The sequence below is a fragment of the Methanomassiliicoccales archaeon genome, assembly GCA_036504055.1.
Lineage (GTDB): Archaea > Thermoplasmatota > Thermoplasmata > Methanomassiliicoccales > UBA472 > DASXVU01.
In genome coordinates this window covers 41,702-61,809 of sequence record DASXVU010000016.1, presented here as the reverse complement: position 1 = coordinate 61,809, position 20,108 = coordinate 41,702, and the positions used below count along the sequence as shown (strand labels likewise).

General features: G+C 56.5%; 22 protein-coding genes. 15 read left to right on the top strand and 7 right to left on the bottom strand.

The genetic code is table 11. The annotated features are described in order from the left end of the window. Positions 1–5 precede the first annotated feature (5 nt). Positions 6–1,124: an anthranilate phosphoribosyltransferase gene (gene trpD / locus VGK23_04235; GenBank protein HEY3419741.1), complete on the top strand. Its 1,119-nt coding sequence runs from the start codon at positions 6–8 to the stop codon at positions 1,122–1,124. 29 nt (positions 1,125–1,153) lie between these two features. Here the strand turns inward: trpD and VGK23_04230 are convergent, their stop codons facing one another. The 3 genes from VGK23_04230 to VGK23_04220 all read right to left on the bottom strand — a co-directional run bounded on the left by VGK23_04230 (position 1,154) and on the right by VGK23_04220 (position 3,439). After that, positions 1,154–1,567: a hypothetical protein gene (locus VGK23_04230; protein HEY3419740.1), complete on the bottom strand. Its 414-nt coding sequence runs from the start codon at positions 1,565–1,567 to the stop codon at positions 1,154–1,156. 182 nt (positions 1,568–1,749) lie between these two features. Next, positions 1,750–3,012: an FAD-dependent oxidoreductase gene (locus tag VGK23_04225; protein HEY3419739.1), complete on the bottom strand. Its 1,263-nt coding sequence runs from the start codon at positions 3,010–3,012 to the stop codon at positions 1,750–1,752. Position 3,013: 1 nt separating this feature from the next. Beyond that, the gene (locus VGK23_04220; protein HEY3419738.1) at positions 3,014–3,439 is read right to left on the bottom strand and encodes a 4Fe-4S dicluster domain-containing protein; all 426 of its coding nucleotides are present in this window, start codon (positions 3,437–3,439) and stop codon (positions 3,014–3,016) included. Between the two features lie 254 nt (positions 3,440–3,693). Here VGK23_04220 and VGK23_04215 point away from each other — a divergent pair, with 254 nt between their 5' ends. Further along, positions 3,694–4,284, top strand: coding sequence for a biotin transporter BioY (locus VGK23_04215; GenBank protein HEY3419737.1), 591 nt, complete (start codon positions 3,694–3,696; stop codon positions 4,282–4,284). A 29-nt stretch (positions 4,285–4,313) separates the two neighbouring features. Next, entirely contained in the window at positions 4,314–4,517 is a 204-nt protein-coding gene (locus VGK23_04210; protein ID HEY3419736.1) for a DUF2116 family Zn-ribbon domain-containing protein, read from the top strand. A 1-nt stretch (position 4,518) separates the two neighbouring features. Here the strand turns inward: VGK23_04210 and folP are convergent, their stop codons facing one another. Genes folP through larA form a run of 3 tightly spaced genes read right to left on the bottom strand, consistent with a single transcriptional unit; the run spans position 4,519 to position 8,046 of the window. Further along, positions 4,519–5,691, bottom strand: coding sequence for a dihydropteroate synthase (gene folP, locus VGK23_04205; protein HEY3419735.1), 1,173 nt, complete (start codon positions 5,689–5,691; stop codon positions 4,519–4,521). A 1-nt stretch (position 5,692) separates the two neighbouring features. Continuing rightward, entirely contained in the window at positions 5,693–6,802 is a 1,110-nt protein-coding gene (locus VGK23_04200; GenBank protein ID HEY3419734.1) for a (Fe-S)-binding protein, read from the bottom strand. Beyond that, on the bottom strand, positions 6,799–8,046 hold the full coding sequence (gene larA / locus VGK23_04195; GenBank protein ID HEY3419733.1) for a nickel-dependent lactate racemase: 1,248 nt from the start codon (positions 8,044–8,046) through the stop codon (positions 6,799–6,801). The genes VGK23_04200 and larA overlap by 4 nt, the downstream gene beginning before the upstream one ends. A 102-nt stretch (positions 8,047–8,148) precedes the next feature. On the opposite strand from larA, the gene thiL reads away from it, so the two are divergent. The 3 genes from thiL to VGK23_04180 are packed head-to-tail and all read left to right on the top strand — an operon-like array spanning position 8,149 to position 10,801. Further along, positions 8,149–9,111: a thiamine-phosphate kinase gene (thiL, locus tag VGK23_04190; GenBank protein HEY3419732.1), complete on the top strand. Its 963-nt coding sequence runs from the start codon at positions 8,149–8,151 to the stop codon at positions 9,109–9,111. A 5-nt stretch (positions 9,112–9,116) separates the two neighbouring features. After that, entirely contained in the window at positions 9,117–10,115 is a 999-nt protein-coding gene (amrS, locus tag VGK23_04185) for an AmmeMemoRadiSam system radical SAM enzyme (protein HEY3419731.1), read from the top strand. Between the two features lie 29 nt (positions 10,116–10,144). Next, a complete protein-coding gene (locus VGK23_04180; GenBank protein ID HEY3419730.1) occupies positions 10,145–10,801 on the top strand; it encodes a hypothetical protein in 657 nt (218 codons plus the stop codon). Here VGK23_04180 and VGK23_04175 read toward each other — a convergent pair. Further along, a complete protein-coding gene (locus tag VGK23_04175) occupies positions 10,776–11,663 on the bottom strand; it encodes an A24 family peptidase C-terminal domain-containing protein (GenBank protein ID HEY3419729.1) in 888 nt (295 codons plus the stop codon). The two genes, VGK23_04180 and VGK23_04175, sit on opposite strands and share 26 nt — an antisense overlap. Before the next feature lie 144 nt (positions 11,664–11,807). On the opposite strand from VGK23_04175, the gene VGK23_04170 reads away from it, so the two are divergent. The 9 genes from VGK23_04170 to VGK23_04130 all read left to right on the top strand — a co-directional run bounded on the left by VGK23_04170 (position 11,808) and on the right by VGK23_04130 (position 20,103). Beyond that, on the top strand, positions 11,808–13,376 hold the full coding sequence (locus tag VGK23_04170) for a mechanosensitive ion channel family protein (GenBank protein HEY3419728.1): 1,569 nt from the start codon (positions 11,808–11,810) through the stop codon (positions 13,374–13,376). Positions 13,377–13,469: 93 nt separating this feature from the next. Then, entirely contained in the window at positions 13,470–13,973 is a 504-nt protein-coding gene (locus tag VGK23_04165; protein HEY3419727.1) for a nitroreductase family protein, read from the top strand. A gap of 169 nt (positions 13,974–14,142) precedes the next feature. Beyond that, positions 14,143–15,150: an endonuclease V gene (locus VGK23_04160; GenBank protein HEY3419726.1), complete on the top strand. Its 1,008-nt coding sequence runs from the start codon at positions 14,143–14,145 to the stop codon at positions 15,148–15,150. After that, on the top strand, positions 15,150–16,040 hold the full coding sequence (locus tag VGK23_04155; GenBank protein ID HEY3419725.1) for a 2-dehydropantoate 2-reductase: 891 nt from the start codon (positions 15,150–15,152) through the stop codon (positions 16,038–16,040). The genes VGK23_04160 and VGK23_04155 overlap by 1 nt, the downstream gene beginning before the upstream one ends. Before the next feature lie 49 nt (positions 16,041–16,089). Next, positions 16,090–16,545 carry a DUF5788 family protein gene (locus VGK23_04150; GenBank protein HEY3419724.1) on the top strand — a complete coding sequence of 152 codons (456 nt, stop codon included), beginning with the start codon at positions 16,090–16,092 and terminating at the stop codon, positions 16,543–16,545. A gap of 94 nt (positions 16,546–16,639) precedes the next feature. Next, positions 16,640–17,089, top strand: a complete 450-nt coding sequence (locus tag VGK23_04145; protein HEY3419723.1) for an Lrp/AsnC family transcriptional regulator — start codon at positions 16,640–16,642, stop codon at positions 17,087–17,089. A 2-nt stretch (positions 17,090–17,091) separates the two neighbouring features. Then, entirely contained in the window at positions 17,092–17,964 is an 873-nt protein-coding gene (gene dapA / locus VGK23_04140) for a 4-hydroxy-tetrahydrodipicolinate synthase (GenBank protein HEY3419722.1), read from the top strand. A gap of 4 nt (positions 17,965–17,968) precedes the next feature. Further along, entirely contained in the window at positions 17,969–18,754 is a 786-nt protein-coding gene (gene dapB, locus VGK23_04135; protein ID HEY3419721.1) for a 4-hydroxy-tetrahydrodipicolinate reductase, read from the top strand. Further along, positions 18,751–20,103 (top strand): aspartate kinase, encoded by a 1,353-nt coding sequence (locus VGK23_04130; GenBank protein ID HEY3419720.1) that lies wholly within the window; start codon positions 18,751–18,753, stop codon positions 20,101–20,103. The genes dapB and VGK23_04130 overlap by 4 nt, the downstream gene beginning before the upstream one ends. The last annotated feature ends 5 nt before the right edge of the window (positions 20,104–20,108 follow it).

The window sequence follows — 20,108 nt, the reverse complement described above, 5'->3', positions numbered from 1 at the left end:
AGGAAATGGAGGAGAAATTGAAGTATTTCGGGGGAAAGGTGGACCAGCTGATCAAACACAAGGACCTTTCACGGAGCGAGGCAAAGGAGATGTTCCGACAGGTGCTCCTGAACGAACAGCCCGACCTGCAGCAGGGGGCGTTCCTGGCGGCAATAACGGCCAAGGGAGCGACTCCGGAGGAGATCGCGGGAAGTTGGGAAGCCATCTATGAGATCGACACGGTGAAGGTCAGACCGGAGGTGAACGGCCCGCTGGTGGACAACTGCGGGACCGGAATGGACACCATAAAGACCTTCAACATCTCGACCGCCGCTTCCATCGTTGCGGCAGCGGACGGCATCTACATGGCCAAGCATGGGGCCAGGGCGATCACGTCCAAGTGCGGAACGGTGGACATCGTGGAGGCCCTGGGCGTGGATGTGGAGTGCGATGCCTCGGTGGTCAAGAGGAGCATCGAGAACGCCGGCATCGGCCTGTTCAACGGAATGAGCGGGAAGACGCACCCTCAGGCGCTGGGAAGGATATTATCACAGATCCGGTTCGGAACGATACTGAACATGGCCGGGTCGCTCGCAAATCCGGCAATGCCGACCTATGCGGTCCGCGGTGTCTACGCCAAGGAGATGGTGCTGCCGATCGCCAAGACGATGAAGGAACTGGGCTACCACAGGGCCTATGTCGTCCACGGACTGGACTCCAAAGGGACCAGGGGCATGGACGAACTGTCCACGGTCGGCAAGACCTACGTCGCCGACCTAAAGGAGGACGGCACCATCGAGGAGTATACCCTGGACCCGAAGGACCTGGGCATCAAGAACGCCAGCGAGGACGATCTGCTGTGCCGTCTGGACAAGTCCAGGGAGGCATTGCTGCTGCTCAGACTGCTATCGGGTCAGGACAAGGGTTCCCGGCGGGACATCGTGCTGGCCAACACCGCGCCGATCCTGGTCATCACTGGCCATGCGGCCGATCTGCGGGAAGGCATGGCCAAGGCTGCCGACATCATCGACAGCGGCCGGGCGATCAAGAAATTGAAACAGTGGGTGGGAGAACAAAGCTCCGACCCCAAGATGAAGGCGGAGAAGCTAGAGCTGATGCTCGAGTCCGCCCAGGCGATCTCCTAAAAAACGAAAACCTGAGCGGGCGTCGAGGCCTACTTGTACGCCTGCTCCTCCTTTTTCAGCATCTCTTCCCTGGCCTGGTTGCGCTCTTCCCTGGTCTCCTGACGGACCATATACTCGTTCAGCTCGGTCTCGGCGCTGATCACGACCATGAACTTCTGGGGCACTCCCTGGAACTCGATGGTCGGGTCCTTGGCCGCCTTGGTGATCCTCAGCACGAAATGCTCGTAGAACTTGAGGTCTTCCATGAGCGTGTCCTCCGGGAACTTGGCATAGAAGATGTGCACCTCCCTGATCGTGTCGAACGCATGGCTGACCTCTGCCTTATGGTTCAGATCAAGGAACCTTTCCTTGTCCTTCTTCCTTCCGGCTAGCTTGTCCAGTTGTGACTGCCAGACATCCCCCACTGCCACCAGATTGGTGGCGACCCCGAAAACCTTCCACATACACCTGAAGTATGTGCAGGTGTTATTCAATATTTCTGTAGCCGATTTACTGGATGACCTCTATTGGTCTATACATTGGATGCGTTGCATAAAAATATTGGTGATATTCTGGTAGAGGATTTTCAAGGGTCCGCATATCGGCGATGTTGATATTCAGTGGATGAAGGGATTGAGCAATAACGTCAGATGGCGTCGTTCTCGTCGATGACGCCCTGGTCTATCAATTTGCCCCGGTCGAAATCGTCCGAAAGAAGGATGCCTCTCACCTTTGAGATGTCCATTTTTCGTTTGATCAGCATCGAGTATATGCCCGCATTGCTCACCTTGCCGACAAGCAGGGTGCCGATGATGCGGTCGCCCTTCAACGTGATGCATTTGTACTGCTCACCGCTCCCGCTGCGCATGAATGAGACCCCATCCCTATCCTTGGGACGGACCGATCCCATCACCATCATTGGCAGGCCGAACACGTTCACAGAGTTCATGGCAATGGCCCCCGGGTAGTCGACCTCCCCTCCGGCCATGTTCTCGCCCGCGATGCGCCCCTGTTCGGTGGCGTTGGGCCAGATCGAATGACTGCTCCATCCGCCTGAAAGGATGTCCAGGGCTTCGGCAACGTCGCCAGCAGCATAGACGTTCGGGATGTTGGTGCACATCCTGCTGTTTACCACTATGCCCTGACGGACATCGATGTCGGTGCCCTTGACCAATCCTATGTTCGGAACGACCCCTTTGCAGAACACGACGAGATCGCTGGGGACCTCGCTTCCATCATCCAACCGCAATCCGGTGACCCTGTCCTTTCCCAGTATCTCCACGGCGGTCGAGTTGAATTGGACCTTGATGCCGTTCCTCTCGATCCTTTCCCTGACGATCTCTGAACCCTCATCGTCCAGCAACTGCGACATCAGTCTTCCGGACGATATGATTATCGTCACGTCCAGACCCCTGGTCCTCAACGCCTGTATGGCACCCATCCCGACCGGCCCACCCCCTAGGACGACGGCCCGCATGCCAGGGGCCGCCGCCGCCCCTATCTCCTTTGCGTCCTTCCGATTGTGCAGCGTGAACACATTCTTGAGAGTGCCGCCGGGCATCTCATGTCGTTTCGCGTGCGCCCCGGCAGCGATCATCACCTTTTCGAACGTTAACTCCTCTCCGTCCGTCAGGATCGCTCGGTTCTTGACCGGGTCCACCTTGATCAAGCATCTTCCCAGGAAGGTCTCGGCCCCGTTCCGGGTGTAGAAGTCCTCCTGCCTGAAGTTCAGCTTTTCCTCTGGTATCTTTCCGGAAAGATAATGGGAGAGCATGGGTCTGGAGTATATGCCTCCATCTTCCTGTGAAATGATCGCGATCGAACCCTCGCGATCTCGTTTGCGGATGCCTTCCACGGTCGCTATGCCAGCGGCGCTATTCCCAATGATGATGTATCGGTAGGAACGCATTTCAGCTGCCTCCGTCGGTCTCCGTTTCGAGGTAAAGCGCCCCGACCTTGCAGGCCTCGATACAGGATGGAATTTCCTTGCCTCCGCATAGGTCGCATTTGACCACCGTCTTGCCCACCGGGTCGCGGCGCATCGCCTCATAGGGACAGGCCATGATACACATAAGGCAACCGACGCAAAGCTCCGGGTGATGCCGCACGGCCCCATCTGGATCCTTGGTCAGGGCACCTGCGATGCAGGCCCCGACACATTCCGGCTCATCGCAGTGCTGGCACAGGATAACGAACGTCTTGCGCAGATTCCCTCTGGAACCATTGCCATCGTGCTCATCTGCCTGGAAGGGGGCCCGGTCCAGCAATCCTGATTCTACCTTCACCCGGGGGACCGCCAATGGCCTGGAACTGGGGTCGAATTCGATATCGGTCATATGGTGGTTCATGCAGGCGATCTCGCATGACCTGCATCCTACACAGATTTCCGAGCGAACCAACACCCTTCTCATATCGTTGCCACCAAGATCGTACGGAGCCGCCCTGAAATAGAATCCCGTCGATGCCGTTCAACTGCTTGTCCACTATAAAACTTTGCAAGAATTATCCATTACTTTATGACTAAAATCAAGGCTGCTGGATGTTGCTACATGATAACTTTTATCAGGCGGCACTCCATTAGAGCGTTTTGATGAACAGCGCAATTGCCTATGGTCAGTTCCGGGATCACATCGGCGGATCGCTATACCTTTGGCGCAACGAAGCGACAGTGATGGAGAAGTTGGGCGCAGCGTTCTTCTTTGCGGTCCTGACCGCTTTGGCAGCTCAGATACGCTTCTTTTTGCCATTTACTCCAGTCCCCTTCACCGGTCAGGTGCTGGTCGTTCTGCTGGCAGCGGTCGTGATCGGCCGCTACGGGTTGATAAGCCAACTCATGTTCATCGGAATGGCGGGCACGTTCGGTTGGTTCACCGGCATGGTGGGGTTTGCGGCGTTGTCAGGGATCACCGGCGGATACCTGTTCGGGTTCCTGGCGGCCTCGTTCTTCCTGGGAGAAGTGGTGGAACGGCGGAACGGAATGAGCCATGGCCAAATATTGCTGTCATTGATGGTGGCAGATGCGATCATCTTGAGCCTAGGGTCGCTCCAGATCGGCCTGATCATGCATACGGACCTGCTGACCGCTTTCGCTTTGGGATTCCTCCCGTTCGTGGTCATTGACGCATTGAAGGTAGTGGTGGCTTCGTCCGTCGCCTCGGTGCTCATTCCCAGCAAACATTAAGTCCCCGGTGAGCATGGGAGACACCGAACATGACCGACATCCTGCCCGACCATACCCACTGCATCATGTGCGATGAGCCCATTCCAGTGGGCGAGGAGTTCTGTTCCGACAAGTGCCGGGACGATTACCGTTCCAAGGTCAAGAAGGAGGCCCGGCGGATGAACTATTTCTACATCGCGGCCATCGTTATCGTGGTGCTGATATCGCTCACGGTCTACGTGCTCGGTGGATGAACTAACCTTTGTAGTTAGGCAGCCGGATGGCGTCGGCCATCCTTGCTGCCTTCACCGTTTCCGCGACATCGTGCGCCCGTATGATGTTGGCTCCGTTCATGATCGCAGCGGTGGCGGAGATCAGTGAGCCTGTGAGGCGTTCATCGGGGTTTCCTCCCACGATCTTGCCTATGAATCCCTTTCGTGACACGCCTAACAATATGGGACGGCCATAGCTGCGGAACTCGCGCAGCCGGCGGATGATGTCCAGGTTGCCTTTCACATCCTTGCCGAAACCGATACCGGGATCTATCGCAAGGCGGGAAGGGTCGACTCCCATTCCCGCCGCCTCTTCAACCTTGGAGGCCAGGATTGTCCCTATGTCGCCAACGACATCATCATAGACAGTATTCGATTGCATGTCACCCGGCTCGCCCCGCATGTGCATTACGATGGCCGCCGCTCCGGTATCTTTAAGGACAGAGATCATGGCGGTTCCGCGGAGACCTGAGACGTCGTTGACTATATCCGCTCCCAGTTCGACCGCCCTACGGGCAACCTCGGCATGCCTGGTGTCGATGGAGATCGGTATGCCAACGGAAGGGGCCAGTCCCTTGATAACAGGAAGGACCCTTGCCAGCTCCTCTTCGGCACTGACAGGCGCCGCTCCAGGCCTGGTCGACTCGCCTCCGATGTCGATGATGTCCGCACCTTGGTCCACCATCCCCAACCCGTGTTCGATCGCCTGATCCGCGGAGCGATGCTTTCCGCCGTCCGAGAAGGAATCGGGAGTGGTGTTCAGAATGCCCATGACCAGGGTCCGATCGAAGCGAAGCTCTCTCCTTCGTAACCTCAGGGGTTGCACATAATCTGAATGGAAGTTGCGGAACGCCTCAGCCAGGGGTCTGCCCAAAGTCCCAAGGTCGCCCTCGTTGACCGATACCTGGTCGAAGAACGACGGCTTGCAGGACACCATTACCCGCGGTACCTTTGCCTTTCGGCAGAGGAAGGCATCCTCTCCGGCTGACCTGACCAATCCCACCAGCCTCTCGGCGTCGTCAATGCGGAGGTCATCCCGGAACACGATGGTGCGGCCGAAGAGCCGTTTCCGATCGATATATTCTTCCGGAATCCCATTCCTTCGCCACTCCGAAACCGCCTCGTCATAGGTCGCATATGTACGGACTCTAGCCATCTTATTCCTCCATCAACGAGTCGACTAGTTCCACCAGGTCGATAATCTCTACCTTTGACCCGCTCGTCTGCTTTCCTACGTTGAGGTTGTTCACACAGAACGGGCACGTGGTGACCAGCAGGTCGGCGAACTGCGCTTCGTCCACCCGCTTGGCGGCGATCTTCGACGAAAGATCTGGATAAGCTGAACGCACCCCTCCGCCGCCACCGCAGCAACGTGCGGTCGAGCGGTTCCTCGGCATCTCCCTCAGTTCTGTCCCCGGTATCTTGCGTAGCACCTCCCGGGGCGCCTCATAGACACCGCTGTGCCTCCCGAGATGGCATGGGTCGTGATAGGTTATCACCGCCTTGTAGGGGCGCAGCTTGAGGTCACGCTCGGCCAGATGTTCTGAGATATGTTTCACCTTGAAGGGCACCTTTACGTGCTTTGGATACTCCTCCTTGAACATGCGGTAACAGCCGGCACAGGAAAGGACCACCTCGTCCACTCCCAGGTCGGACATGGCTCGAACGTTCTTTTCCATGATGGTCTCGACTGTTTCGTCGTCGACACCAACGCGCTGGAGGACGCTTCCGCAACAGATCTCGTCGATCACGGTGAAATCCTCGCCGATCTTATCCAGTATCGATAGTGTCGCCGCCGATGTGCTCTTGTTGCGGTAAGCGGCGGTGCATCCGACGAAATATCCCAGCTCTGAGCTCTTCGGCTCCCTACCCAAGGTCTTCGGCACGCTGGCCTTCTCCCCGAAGGGGTTGCCATGCTTGAGCACATTGTCCACCACGGCGCGGTGCTTGGGCATCATCTTCCCGGCCGCGACCAGGTCCTTTCTGGCCCGCTCCACCACGTCCACCACCTCGATGTTGGATGGACACCGCCTCTCGCAGTCCTTGCAGGTGGTGCACTGGTACAGATTCTCGATCACCGATTCGTCCGCCGGGATGTCCTTCTGCAGCAGACCGTAGGAAAGGATCATCCGGCCGCGGGCCACGCTTGGGTCCCATCCGATCCCTTCGAAGACCGGGCAGACCGATTTACAGAACCCACAGTAGGTGCAGGTCATCATCGTCTTCTTGGCTTCCTTCAGATTCTCGGCCTCGATGAAATCGCTCATTGCTGCACCAGCCTCGGTACCAAGACGCTTCCGTCCAGGATGACCATCACCTTTGATTCCGGACCGTTCTCTATTGCCTGGTCCACTGCCGATTGGACTTCTTTGAAGGGCATCATGTTGATCCTTCTGATCAACGCCGGGTCCAGGTCGGTTACCGCGGATATCTTGGCCCAGGTCATGATCTCGGCCACCTTGGCCGCCTTATGGTAACCAAGCTTGTATTCCTGGGTCAGATTCTTCAGTATTTGGAACGGGTCGGTGGAAAGTGACAGTTGGTTGCAGAACACCTCGTCACCTACCCCTTTGCGGCACTTAGATACGAGGATCAGTGTTCCGCCCTCCTTGAGCGCCCACTTCCCGTTGTCCAGCGCTTTCTGGGATTGGTACAGGTCGATATCCATGGGATATTGGGCGACGCTCACCACCACGTCCGCCTTCTCCCCGATCTCGACGGAAAAGACATCGTTGGCCCACTTGACAGCCTGGTCAAAGGACAGGTTCAGGTCCCCGGCCGCCACCCGATACACGTGCTGGTGCCGGTCCAACACCGCCTGTATGGAGAAGATCTTCTTCCCTTTGACCATCTGCAGAGCGTCCATCATGTCCTCGTGGACCGGGTTGCCGGCCAGCGCGATGGCCTGGGCTTCGGAACCCATGGCCAATTTGTGGTTCTGCTCTATGGTTCTGTAGGAAGCTACGCCAGGCAGGAACGATTTGCGTCCGCCGGTATAGCCGGCGAAGTAGTGCGGTTCCACGCTGGTGATGATGACCAGTCGGTCGGCGTTCACGGCGATCTCATTGACCGACATCTCGGTCCCGTTCTTGGAATGACCCAACAGGACCATCGGATCCTTACGTGAATCGTGTGAATGGATCTGGTCCTTCAACGAATCGTACAGTTCCCCGAATATCATGCGGTACTCGTCCTCGGTCGGTTCCCGGTGGATGCCTGTGGCGATCAGGAATCGGACGCCCTTGAGGTCGATCCTCTTCGATAATGCCCGGAGCACCGACGCGGTGGGGGTCGGACGCGTCCCATCGTTGACGATGAAGACGATATCTTTGCCCCCTCTCAGGAAATCCTCTATCCGATCCGATGAGATCGGGTTCTGGAGAGCCCGGTCCAGTTCCCACTGTTCATCCGAGTGGGGGAGCTCGTTGGGCCTCAAGGTCCCAAGGTAATTGGCTTCCGGAATGGTCAGGGATTGATGGCCTTCCTTGCCATATGGTACTTCGATTCTCATGTGCGCTGGCCTCTAATGACCCTCGGGTTCTAAAAGATTGGCACATTTACCGTCAGAAGAGCGTGGCAATCATTTTATCCACCCTCCTACCGTGACATAGCGATGAGCCGATTGATGGATATGGGAGAGAAAGCCGCCGTCGATGACCTGATCAAATTGGCCGGCAATTGCGGCGTGATCGGTCCGGGGGATGATGCTGCGGCGATCGATCTGGGAGACCGCTATCTGGTGATCACGACGGACATGATCGCCAAGCACACCCATGTACCGGACATCATGACCCCCAGGCAGGTAGGATGGACAGTGGCTGCGGTCAACTATAGCGACATAGCGGCCATGGGTGCCATTCCCCTCTGCTTCGTGGTCTCCATGGGATTCCCGAAGGAGACCGACATCTCCTATGTCAAGGATGTGGCAAGGGGCATCAAGGAATGCTCAGAGATGGTGGCCTCCGACTATGTCGGAGGAGATACCAAGGAATGCTATGAGATGGCCTTGGCCGGGACGGCAGTGGGAACGGTGCGCAAGGACGGCATACTTCTTCGTAGTGGAGCGAAGGCCGGAGACCTGCTTGCAATGACCGGCACCGCCGGACTGGCGGGTGCCGGTTTCGAGGACCTCACGCTGGAAAACAAACATCCCAGGGCGAGGAAGGCCCTTCTGGAGCCGATCCCCAGGGTAAAGGAGGCAGCCTTGCTCTCCGCCTCAGGCTTCGTCACGTCCTGCATGGACACATCTGACGGTCTGGCCTCTTCCATCCATGAGCTTACTAAGGCCAGCGGGGTCAATTTCATGCTAAACTGGGATTCCCTGCCCATCCCCAACGATGTCTATGAGATCTCCGAGCTCAAGCTGATGCCGGTGGAGGATATGGTGCTTTACTCCGGTGGCGACTACCAGCTGCTGTTCACGGTGGAACGTGACCGGGTCGAGGAACTGCACCAGATGCTGAATAAGGATTTCACCGTGGTCGGTGAGGTCAGAAAGGACGGGCCCAACGTCGTCAAGAGGAGCGGACAGCTGCTTCCCCTGGAGAAGAAGGGGTTCGAACATTTCAAGGGGTGAAAAGTATGAAGGCGAGGTTCTGGGACACTGCCGAAGGCAAGGTGGCCTGCCATCTATGCCCGCATGAATGCCGCATAGCGGACGGCAAGACCGGCATCTGCGGAGTGAGGAAGAACATGGAAGGCGAGCTGATCGCCTTGAGCTATGGCCGCGCGTCCTCGATGGCGGTCGATCCGGTCGAGAAGAAGCCACTGTTCCATTTCCACCCAGGGAAACAGGTCCTGTCGTTCGGGAGCGTGGGCTGCAACCTTGGGTGCCTCCATTGCCAGAACTTCACCATATCGCAGGCCAAGATCGCTGATGTGCATCTCCGCGACCTTACGCCGGACGATGTTCCGGAACTATGCCATAAATCCACCTGTGAAGGCGTGGCCTGGACCTACAACGAGCCAACCATGTGGCACGAATTCGTCTACGACGCTTCGAAGGCCTGCAGGGCGAACGGACAGTTCACAGTTTTCGTGACCAACGGTTTCGTAAACGAAGAGCCGGTCAGGAAACTGGCCGAGGTCATCGACGCCGCCAACATCGACGTGAAGGGATTCCGGGACGAGTTCTATCGCAAGATATGCAAGGCCCGTCTTCAGCCGGTCCTGGACACGGTGGAGCTGGCTCATGATCTGGGGATCCATGTCGAGCTCACATACCTGATCATCACCGGAAGGAACGACTCCATGGAGGAGATCAGGGACTTCTGCCGCTGGGCGGCCGGGATCGATGCCAGTATGCCGGTCCATTTCTCCCGTTTCCATCCCGACTATCTGATGAACGATGTTCCCGCCACCCCCATCAAGACCATGGATATGGCCCGCGCTGAAGCGGTGGAGGCAGGCCTGAGGTTCATCTATCTGGGTAACATGGCGGCGGCCGACGGGGAGAACACCGTTTGCCCGAAATGCGGTTCTCTTGCGGTCAGACGCCTGGGGTTCTACACTGAGATCGTGGCAATGGACAAGAACGGAAATTGCGGAAAATGCGGCGAACCGCTGAACATGATTATGTAATGGAAGCGCTTCGAATCGTATGATGCCCGATGGACCTCGACAGACTTCTGCACCTGTTGCGAATCAACTATGACGTAAAGGACTGGTGGCCTTCGGAATCCCCGTTCGAAGTAATGGTCGGGGCGATCCTGACCCAACAGACCACCTGGGAGAGCGTGGCAAAGGTTCTGGACCGGCTCCGGGAGGAAGGCCTCTTGGAAATAGATCGCATGGCCTCGGTCGAGACCCCGGTCTTAGAATCCATCGTCAGACCGGCCGGTTTCTACCGGCAGAAGGCCAGAAGGATCAAGGCCCTGGCCTCTTACCTGGTGGAGAGGTATGGATCGGACCCAATGCGGTTGCTATGCGGACCGACTGATTCAGTGAGAAGAGAACTCCTTTCATTGGAAGGGATAGGAAAGGAAACAGCCGATTCCATAATGGTGTTCGGGGCGGGGAGGGGGAAGTTCGTAGCCGCGGCATACTCTCGCAGGATACTGAAAAGAATAGGGGTTCTTGGTTCCGATGACTACGATGATGTGCAATCGTTCGTAGAGAGGACGCTGACAGGGGGCCCAAACGAGTACCGTGACCTCTATGCCCTGATGGTCCAGCATTCCAAGGAGGTGTGCCGTTCGGTCCCGTTATGCGCCGAATGCCCTATGGCACTGGAGTGCGTGTTCATCTTGCTACCAGAAAGAAGATGATGTTTCCGACGATGGTGGAGAACAACAGCGACACCGTGATGGGGATCAGGAACGGGATCTTGGGGGTCACCCATATCCGGGTCATTCCTGCCGCCTCCAGCTGGTTGATCTGATCCTCTACCGCTTCGTCGGGCCTGACGAAAAAGGATATCTTAAGCTCCCCGTCCTTGATGTACTCCATGGGCCAGACGAATTTCTCCCTGGCCTGGGGAAGGTCCATCATGTAACCGAAGAACATGGTCGGGAACCGCAGGTCACGTCTGTACAGGTTGAGGAAGAACATGACCACCGGGACCGTCAGGGTCAGGACCGCGGCATTGAAAAGCACCAGTATGGCGAACGGCATGATGTATTGGGTGGCGTCCATGGTGACGTGGATCAGGGGGAAGGGACCAATGATCGGATAACGGGGGACCAGCATCGCGATGGCGATCAAGGCCTTCGCGTCCGCCCCTCCCTTGATGACATTGAACTGGTACAGGAAGAAGAAGAGCACGAACATTATGGGGATGACCAACAATTGCCACATGTAGCCATCGCTCCAGAAGACCGAGAGCAGATAGGCGATTATGGCAAAGCTTCCCAGATAGAGGGCTATCGGCAGCGGATTGATGCCGTCCTCGAACATGCCCCGTCGTTCTATGAGCATATCGAAGAAGAACCACGCCATGGGTAACAGGAAAAGCAGGTAGGTAAGGTCCACATTGTCCTGGATGATCTGTACCGCCAACAATGCCAGACCGGCCAATCCCATCGCGACCCAATGAAGGTCCGAGACCTCCCTCTTTCTCCAATCGGAGATCGAGGCGATGCAGGCGATGGCCAAGGCCACGCCGAGCCTGACAAGGGGAAGCCAATCCATGCGTCCTGCTCAAAGAATTTTCGATTATATACCTTTGTTGTCCTGATATCGCCTGGTATAATTCAAGCAACTGGAGTCAGTCTGAAGTTTTTAATATTGTCAAACGATGCCTCTATGTTCCATTTGGTAAGGGATGCCGGGATCATGAGGAAATCTGAGGGAAACAGCAAAAGAATGGTCTGGCTTATGGCCGTGCCTTTCATCATGCTGCTGGTGCTTGCGTCGGTCGCGCCGACCGTGCAGGCCAGCGGAGTAAGCGTTTTCAATGTCGACGAGAAGAACTACAACCGCAGCATCGACGCAGCAGACCATGCCACTTTCGAGTGGCTCGTCTACAATAACGACAGTTCCCCCTTCTTGCTCAAGGTTAACGTAACCGGCCTTAACACCGATGATATCACTCCGACGTTCGAGCAGAACTTCACTGCCATCAACCCGGGGGAAGCGCCGACTGTGAAATTGACCCTTATCCCCAACCCGGACCTGGTCACCACCGATATGACCTTTCATGTAGTGTTCGCGTTCACGCAGATGAACGATCCGAGCCAGAACATCACCATCACGAAGCAGGTGTCGCTGCACATCGATTCCACCTATGGAGCCAAGGCCGGCCAGAACAAGATATTCGGTGTGTGGCAGAACAATCTGCCTTCCCCATTCGAATCCAACTACGGGGCCTTTGTGGTAACATTGCTGGGATGGATAGCCATCGCCCTGGTGGTCATGTTCGTGGTGGACCCGCTCATACACTTCGCCACCCGCAAGACCGAGACCGATCTGGACGATATATTGCTTAGGATCCTGAGATACCCGGTATTCGTCTTTATCGTTACTTACGGAATAGTCATCAACTCACTGGAGATCCTCAACCTCCCGAGAAACTACGTGAAGATGATAGAGACGGCCTATGGCCTCATAATCATCCTCCTGGTCGCGTACGTGGCCTATAAGATATTTGACGAGGTCGTTCTATACTATGCCAAGGAATTCTCCAAGAAGACAGACACCGAGATAGACGACGTCATAGTCCCGGTGATGGAGAAGCTAGGGCAGGTCCTGATACCGGTCCTCGCGCTCATCGCCATCTTCAACATGTTCGGCTATGATGTGACGGTCCTGCTGGCAGGGGTAGGATTCCTCGGTATAGTCATCGGTTTCGCGGCCCAGTCCACTTTGGCCAACTTCTTCGCTGGGCTGCAGATGCTGGTCGACCGTCCGTTCAAGATCGGGGATCTGCTGGAGATCGAGGGCGGTGACATCTGCGAGGTCACCCGGATAGGGATGAGATCGACCGTTCTCTACAACACCTTCACCCATGAAGAGGTCATCATACCCAATGACCAGATAGCCAACAACAAGATCGTCAACATGGTAGAGCCGGACCGCAAACTGATCGTCACGGTAAAGGTCGGTGTGGGCTATGGATCGGACGTGGAGCAGGTAAAGAGGATCCTGCTCGAGGAAGCAGCGAAGCACCCGAACGTCCTTAACACCGAAGGCCACAAGACCGTGGTCCGCTTCAGCGATTTCGAGGCTTCAGACCTGTTGTTCAAGATATTCCTCTGGGTGGACGATGTCAAGAACCAGTTCAAGGTCGGCTCGGACTATCGCGAGGCGATCCTGAGGGAGTTCAACAAGGCCGGGATAGAGATCCCGTTCCCGCAGTCCGTGGTCTGGCTCCACGAGGCGAACGAGGCGGCCAAGAAAGAGTGATCTTGGGGTTCTGGAACCTCACTCCATTCCCGGTTCCAGCCGGAAATGGCTTAAGTTGGAAGCTACGATTGCGAGTATACCGAGAGTGTTATCATGGGCGCTATGGAGACGATCGAGAACAGAAGGAGCATCAGAAAGTACCAAGCGAAAGAGATACCCCAGGACGTTCTGCTCCGGGTCCTTGAAGCGGCACGGCTGGCCCCTTCCGGAGCGAACCGGCAGCCGTTCCAGCTCATTGTGGTCACCGACCCGGAGAAAAAGAAGGGATTGGTCCCATTGTGCAAGAACCAGCAGTTCGTTGGGGAAGCCTCAGTCTTCATAGCCGGTGTCGATGATCCACAGCAGAAATGGAACAGGGTGGACCTATCCATCGCAATGGACCATATTACATTGGCCGCATTGGAGCATGGACTAGGGACCTGCTGGGTGGGGGCATTCGACCCGGAAAAGCTGGCAGCCTATCTGGAAGTGCCTAAGGACAAGGTGATAACGGTTTGTCTGGCCCTAGGATATCCCAATGAATCTCCCGAGGCTCGATCCCGCAAGGCGATGGACGATCTTGTTTTCTGGGACTCGTACGGAAACAAGGCAGAGTGATCCCTTTTCGAGTTCCCGCAAAAGTTGCTGCGGGAGAGCCGCTCCGACCGTTCATGGTGTGGGAATGGTCATCACGTCCGAATTCATGCGATATATTAGATTCATCTTACAATGTGCTCTCCGGAAGCCCATCCAAATCCCTAATACCGGGACCGTCCATTGCATTATCATGGCGGAGATCACTTCTGGGCCGAGCGTTTCTGTCGCATTCGATCTTGAGGACCATGATATGGCCCAACTGGTCTATCAGGCCACCACCCAGATCCCCAGAGGGATGGTCTCGACCTATGGAGCAATTGCCCGGGCGCTGGGGGACATCAGAGCGGCAAGGGCGGTCGGCATGATCCTCTCCGGGAACCCGACCCCCATCGTAGTGCCCTGCCACCGGATCGTCTACAACGATGGGAAGGTGGGCTGGTATGCAGGCAAAGGATGCGGAAGGGAAAGGAAGGAGTCCTTGCTGCGTGAAGAAGGGATCGATATCAATGAGGGTCAAGTGGTCGATCTCAAAGATCGCCTTTTTCTGGATTTTGACATCGAACCTCTGCTGACCAAGATGCGGCTGAGGCAGGAGGAACTGAGCCCGAAGGTGGTGAGGGAGGATGACTTCGCCGAGCCTAACGCCTTCGCAGGATTGGATGTTGCTTATCGAGGCAACGATGGGTATGCGGTCAAGGTCATCCAAGACGCTTCGACCGGGGAGATAGTGGGCAGCGGCCTGGAAAAGGCAAAGGTCCTGTTCCCGTACGTACCGACCTACCTTACCTACCGGGAGCTGCCCATCCTTTCGCGTTTGATCGACAGGACCATGCAAGGAATGATCCATTTCATCGACGGACAGGGAATGCTGCATCCGCGGAGGTTTGGGATCGCTTGTCATCTCGGTGTCTGTATGGACGTTCCCACGGTTGGAGTGGCCAAGAGCCTCCTCGTGGGGAAGGTCGAGGAGAACGGTTCAGAAGAGTCGCCCATACTGCTCGAGGGAGAGGTCCTGGGAATCAGGCTGACCTTGCCGCACCGACATCCCCTTTACATCTCGGTGGGTCATCGGGTCTCCCTCGAGACCGCGGTGGATTTGGTCCGCAAGGCTACAAAGGACCGGGCCAGGGATCCGTTGGGTATCGCGGACCGGCTATCGAAGGAACAGCGCAGGACCTCAATGGCGATGGAGGGATGATGCAGATCACCATATTCGGGGCGGGGGCGCTCGGAAGCGTGCTCGGAGGGATGATGGCTGAAAGCCACACTGTGACCATGGTCTGCCGCGATGACCATGCCCGGGAGATCAATGCGGACGGCCTATGGTTGGATGGATTGGTGGAGAAGAAGGCGTTCCCTAAGGCAGAGGTGCGAGTCGACGGACTGCCGGTCCAGGACCTGATCATTGTCACGGTGAAGGCCTACGATACCAGAATCGCTTTGCGTGCGATCGCCGGCCTTATGGGTCCAGACACATCCCTTCTCATCATCCAGAACGGACTGACCATATTGAGGGATGTGAAGGAACTGCGGCCTGGAGCATCGGTAGGAATAGCCAGCCTGGGTGCCGATTATATAGGACCGGGACATGTCAGGCTGACCGGCCTGGGGGAGATCGCCATAGGGAATCCAGAAGATCCCGATGACCCGGTCTCAGAGGCGATGGAGTCGTTACGCTGCACCGGAATTCCGTACCGCCGATCCGCCGACATCCGACCGGACGTCTGGAAAAAAGGAGTCATCAGCTCCTGCATCAATCCCATCACCGCCCTCACCAGGAAGCGGAACGCCATCCTCGTGGACGACACGGAGATCAATCACCTGGCAAGGATCTGTTTTAAGGAGTCTTTCAACACCGGAGTGACCGCTGGCCAGCTTGGGCCCGAGGATATGACGTTCTCGGATGTGGAAAAGGTAGTGCGGGCAACGGCCGGGAACCGTTCCAGCATGCTCCAGGATGTGGAAAGAGGCAAGAGGACAGAGATCGATCACATCAACGGGGAGATCGTCCGAGAAGGAGCCCTGACCGGCCTCGATCTTCAGGTCAACACGATGCTGGTCCGTCTGGTGTCTGCACTCTCACCTTAGAGACTGTCCGAATGGTTATTAACCCGGAAAGATGCAATACGTCATTGATATGGCCAAAGGCGATGGAGATGGGAACGGTTCAGAACATCTTACTGAAAGCGAAAGGAGGGCCATCATCTCCCGGATCCATTCACTGCTCTTCTGGGTGGGCAAACTGGTCCCCCAACATGAGATCGTCGAGGGTAGACAGATCGACCTGAGGGATGTGATCTTTCAATTCATATCCAAGGAGAAACCAACGCCCGAGGATATCCAAGGCGCCAAGGACCTGGCGGACCTACTTGAGAAGAAGGCGCGAGATCTGGAGAAACAGTTGAGCGACCATGAAGTGACCAAAGCAAATGCATATCGACTGCTGGACGAGATTTGCGGCCTTCTGAGGGGAGTGGACGAGCTCAGGAATTCTCATGGAGACCTAGCGGTGTATCAGAAGACCGCTCTGATGGCGAAGGTCAGGGACGAAAGGAGATGGCTGCAATTCGTGGAACAGCTCAAGTTGAAATAGTATCGACCAATACGCGGGAATCCATGACTTTCGGAAGAATTAAAATAGTATCCTAACTTTTATGTGAGATGCAATACGAAATCAATTAAGATTGTTGCGACAAATCGAAGAAGGGATGCGTTTGATCGATCATCTCGACGACAAGATCATAGAGATATTGAAAAAGGATTCCAGGAGGCCCTTCGTGGAGATAGCCACGGAGCTCAACGTATCAGAGGGAACGATACGCAGCCGGGTGAAAAAGCTCTTCGAAGAAGGGGTTATCCAGAGCTTCACCATCAAAACGAGCAGCAAGAATGTCAAGGCCCTGATCGAGGTGAAGATCGATGTGAACGTTAACACGTCGGAAGTCGCAGGAAACATTGCGAAGTTCGAAGGAGTGTCCGAGGTATTCGAGGTCACGGGAGAGGAGGACATCGTAGCGATAATCGATGTGACCTCGTCGCCCCAGCTTAACGAGATCATCGAAAGGATACGCCGCTTCGACAACGTACAATCAACAAGGACCAGACTGATCCTGAAAGAACACTTTGGAGGCGAGTGAAAATGTTGAAAGGAACTGCAACGGCGATCATCACACCGTTCAAGGACAATGGAGAGGTCGACGAGGAAGGCCTGCGCGAACTGGTGAGACTGCAGGAAGAAGGAGGCGTGGACGCCATCGTTCCCTGCGGAACGACCGGCGAATCGGCCACCCTGACGCACAAGGAGCATGTCAAGGTGATCGAGATAGTGGTCGACCAGGTGAAGAGGGCCAAGGTCATCGCGGGAGCGGGGAGCAACGCCACCCATGAAGCGATACATCTCACGAAGGCGGCCAAAGACCTCGGTGTCGATGCCGTGCTGTCGATATCGCCTTACTACAACAAGCCCACCCAGAGAGGCATATTCATGCACTATGAGGCCGTGGCGAAGGCGGTGGACATCCCGATCATCGTATACAATGTTCCAGGCCGTACCGGTTCGAACATAGCCCCAACGACAGTGAAGAAGCTGGCGGACATACCGGGCATCGTGGGCATCAAGGAGGCCTCTGGTAACCTGAACCAGATCATGCAGATATTGGCGGAGGTCCCGAAATCTTTCGACGTGATATCCGGAGATGATTCCCTTACGTTCCCGATGATGGCCATGGGGGCGAAGGGAGTGATATCGGTAGCGTCCAACGTGGCACCGAAGCTCGTATCCGATATGACCCACCATGTAATGGCCGGAGAATACTCCAAGGCCAGGGACATCCATTTCAAGCTGCTGCCCCTGTTCACCAACCTGTTCATCGACAGCAATCCGATCCCGGTCAAGACCGCGGTACGCATGATGAAGAGGCCGTCAGGCATATTCCGCTTGCCGCTGTGCGAGATGGACCAAAATAACCAGGAGGTCCTGCGCAAGACGCTGACCGACCTTGGACTGCTATGAGGTGATGGACACGATTCGTGTGTGCGTGGCCGGAGCCACCGGTAAACTCGGGTCCATGGTATGCTCTTTGGTCCAGGCCCGTTCGGACATGCGCCTGGTCGGGGCGATAGTGTCCGCCAGCGGCGGCCACGTTGGCAAAGAGATCGCCCCCGGGGTCAAGGCTGTCGGGCCAGAAGGCCTCGAGGCCGCCCTCCGGGAGACCGATGTGTTTGTCGACGTCACAAATCCAGCGGTGGCCCCGGGGAACCTGGCCATTGCGTCGGCCATGGGAGTGAACTGCGTGGTCGGCACCACCGGTATCGGTGAGGGAACATTGAACGATCTCTCGGAGAGGGTGAGCCGGTCAGGCACTTCGGCAGTGGTATCACCCAACTTCTCTGTCGGTGTCAATGTGTTCTGGAAGGCCTGTGATGTTCTGGCCAGATCACTGGAGGGCTATGAGGTGGAGATCATCGAGGTGCACCATGACAAGAAGAAGGATGCTCCATCTGGAACGGCCATGAAGGCAGCGGAGATCATCTCCAAGGCCACCGACGTCGACAAGTTCGTCTATGGTAGACAAGGCGTCGTCGGGGCCAGAGGCCGGGAGATCGGCATACACGCGGTACGTGCCGGTGATGTCGTGGGAGAGCATACCGTGATCTTTGCGGGCAACCGGGAAAGGATCGAGCTTACCCACCGGGCCCATTCCCGGGAAGCGTTCGCTGAGGGATGCATCACCGCCATCGGATGGGTCGTATCCAAGAAGGACGGAAGGATCCACACCATGGCGGAGGTGCTAGGATTATGATCAAGGTCATGAAGTTCGGAGGCACCAGCGTTGGTTCCGGGGAGGCCATGGAGCGTACCTCCGACATAATCAAGAGAGAACCAGCGAAGAAGGCAGTGGTCGTTTCAGCCATGTCAGGGGTCACCAATTCCCTTATCGCTGCCATGAAGGACATGGAATCGGAGCCGCGCGGCATGGTGGAAAAGCTGAGAGAAAAGCACATGCAGGCCGCCACCGGCAGGATGGACGAGAACAACATGGCTGCATTCCAGCTCAGGCTGGACGATCGGCTGGAGAAACTGCACGACCTCTTGGAGTTCTACCACAAGAACGAGGACCGGATCATGATCCAGGATGCGGTCCAGTCGTGGGGAGAAAGGCTGTCCTCCTTGACACTTACGTACATCCTCCGCTCCAAGGACGTGGAGGCTGTCCCGATCCTGTCTGAGGAGGCGGGCATCGTGGCAACTGGCATGCCGGGAAACGGCACGGCTGACCTGATGGCGACCTCCAAGAACCTGATGGCGACGATCGCGCCGATGATCAACGAGGGGTGGGTCCCGATCATCACCGGCTTCTACGGCTGCGAACGGTTGGGCCGGCCGCTCACGTTCGGCCGTGGCGGCTCGGACTATTCCGGATCGGTCGTGGCGAACGGCCTCGATGCCGATGTCCTGGAGATATGGACGGACGTGACCGGTTTCATGAGCGCGGATCCGCGCATCGTTCCCGAGGCCAAGACCATACATGATATGGATTATGGTGAAGCGGCCGAACTGGCGTACTTCGGTGCCAAGGTCTTACATCCCCGCACCATCGAGCCAGCAAAGCGCAAGAACATTCCCGTTTGGGTCAAGAACACCTTCAAGCCGGACGCCTATGGCACCAAGATATTCAGCATGAAGACCGCCGGGACGACGCTATTAAGGAGCGTAGCGATGAAGACCGATCTGGTAGTGGTCAAGTTCTATTCATCGGAGATCGCCTACCAGCCGAGCCTGTTGACCAGGTTACTGGAAACGGTCAATGCCAACGGCGTATCCACCTATGCGGTATCAACATCACTATCCACATTGGCGGTAGCATTGCCCTCCTCCTCGATCGCCGAGGTCATGGAGCGGGTCGGTTCCCTCAAAGAGGACATTGAGTCGGTGACCGTCAAGGAGGACATGGCGCTCATATGCGCCGTAGGCGACAGACTGCTGGAGAACGTCGGTTCCGCTGCGAAGGTGTTCGCCGCGGTGGCGGCAGTGGGAGCGAACGTGGAGATGATCTCGGAGGGGGCGTCGGACGTGGCGCTCAACTTCGTCGTTCCCAGCTCCAGGGCCATAGATGTGATAAGAAAACTTCACGAGATGTACATAGGGTGATTTGG

What these genes read in the sequence shown, in the direction of transcription:
- trpD (HEY3419741.1), top strand. Translation starts at nt 6, where the DNA reads ATGGAGGAGAAATTGAAGTATTTCGGGGGAAAGGTGGACCAGCTGATC.
- VGK23_04230 (HEY3419740.1), bottom strand. Translation starts at nt 1,567, where the DNA reads ATGTGGAAGGTTTTCGGGGTCGCCACCAATCTGGTGGCAGTGGGGGAT.
- VGK23_04225 (HEY3419739.1), bottom strand. Translation starts at nt 3,012, where the DNA reads ATGCGTTCCTACCGATACATCATCATTGGGAATAGCGCCGCTGGCATA.
- VGK23_04220 (HEY3419738.1), bottom strand. Translation starts at nt 3,439, where the DNA reads ATGACCGATATCGAATTCGACCCCAGTTCCAGGCCATTGGCGGTCCCC.
- VGK23_04215 (HEY3419737.1), top strand. Translation starts at nt 3,694, where the DNA reads ATGAACAGCGCAATTGCCTATGGTCAGTTCCGGGATCACATCGGCGGA.
- VGK23_04210 (HEY3419736.1), top strand. Translation starts at nt 4,314, where the DNA reads ATGACCGACATCCTGCCCGACCATACCCACTGCATCATGTGCGATGAG.
- folP (HEY3419735.1), bottom strand. Translation starts at nt 5,691, where the DNA reads ATGGCTAGAGTCCGTACATATGCGACCTATGACGAGGCGGTTTCGGAG.
- VGK23_04200 (HEY3419734.1), bottom strand. Translation starts at nt 6,802, where the DNA reads ATGAGCGATTTCATCGAGGCCGAGAATCTGAAGGAAGCCAAGAAGACG.
- larA (HEY3419733.1), bottom strand. Translation starts at nt 8,046, where the DNA reads ATGAGAATCGAAGTACCATATGGCAAGGAAGGCCATCAATCCCTGACC.
- thiL (HEY3419732.1), top strand. Translation starts at nt 8,149, where the DNA reads ATGAGCCGATTGATGGATATGGGAGAGAAAGCCGCCGTCGATGACCTG.
- amrS (HEY3419731.1), top strand. Translation starts at nt 9,117, where the DNA reads ATGAAGGCGAGGTTCTGGGACACTGCCGAAGGCAAGGTGGCCTGCCAT.
- VGK23_04180 (HEY3419730.1), top strand. Translation starts at nt 10,145, where the DNA reads ATGGACCTCGACAGACTTCTGCACCTGTTGCGAATCAACTATGACGTA.
- VGK23_04175 (HEY3419729.1), bottom strand. Translation starts at nt 11,663, where the DNA reads ATGGATTGGCTTCCCCTTGTCAGGCTCGGCGTGGCCTTGGCCATCGCC.
- VGK23_04170 (HEY3419728.1), top strand. Translation starts at nt 11,808, where the DNA reads ATGAGGAAATCTGAGGGAAACAGCAAAAGAATGGTCTGGCTTATGGCC.
- VGK23_04165 (HEY3419727.1), top strand. Translation starts at nt 13,470, where the DNA reads ATGGGCGCTATGGAGACGATCGAGAACAGAAGGAGCATCAGAAAGTAC.
- VGK23_04160 (HEY3419726.1), top strand. Translation starts at nt 14,143, where the DNA reads ATGGCGGAGATCACTTCTGGGCCGAGCGTTTCTGTCGCATTCGATCTT.
- VGK23_04155 (HEY3419725.1), top strand. Translation starts at nt 15,150, where the DNA reads ATGCAGATCACCATATTCGGGGCGGGGGCGCTCGGAAGCGTGCTCGGA.
- VGK23_04150 (HEY3419724.1), top strand. Translation starts at nt 16,090, where the DNA reads ATGGCCAAAGGCGATGGAGATGGGAACGGTTCAGAACATCTTACTGAA.
- dapA (HEY3419722.1), top strand. Translation starts at nt 17,092, where the DNA reads ATGTTGAAAGGAACTGCAACGGCGATCATCACACCGTTCAAGGACAAT.
- dapB (HEY3419721.1), top strand. Translation starts at nt 17,969, where the DNA reads ATGGACACGATTCGTGTGTGCGTGGCCGGAGCCACCGGTAAACTCGGG.
- VGK23_04130 (HEY3419720.1), top strand. Translation starts at nt 18,751, where the DNA reads ATGATCAAGGTCATGAAGTTCGGAGGCACCAGCGTTGGTTCCGGGGAG.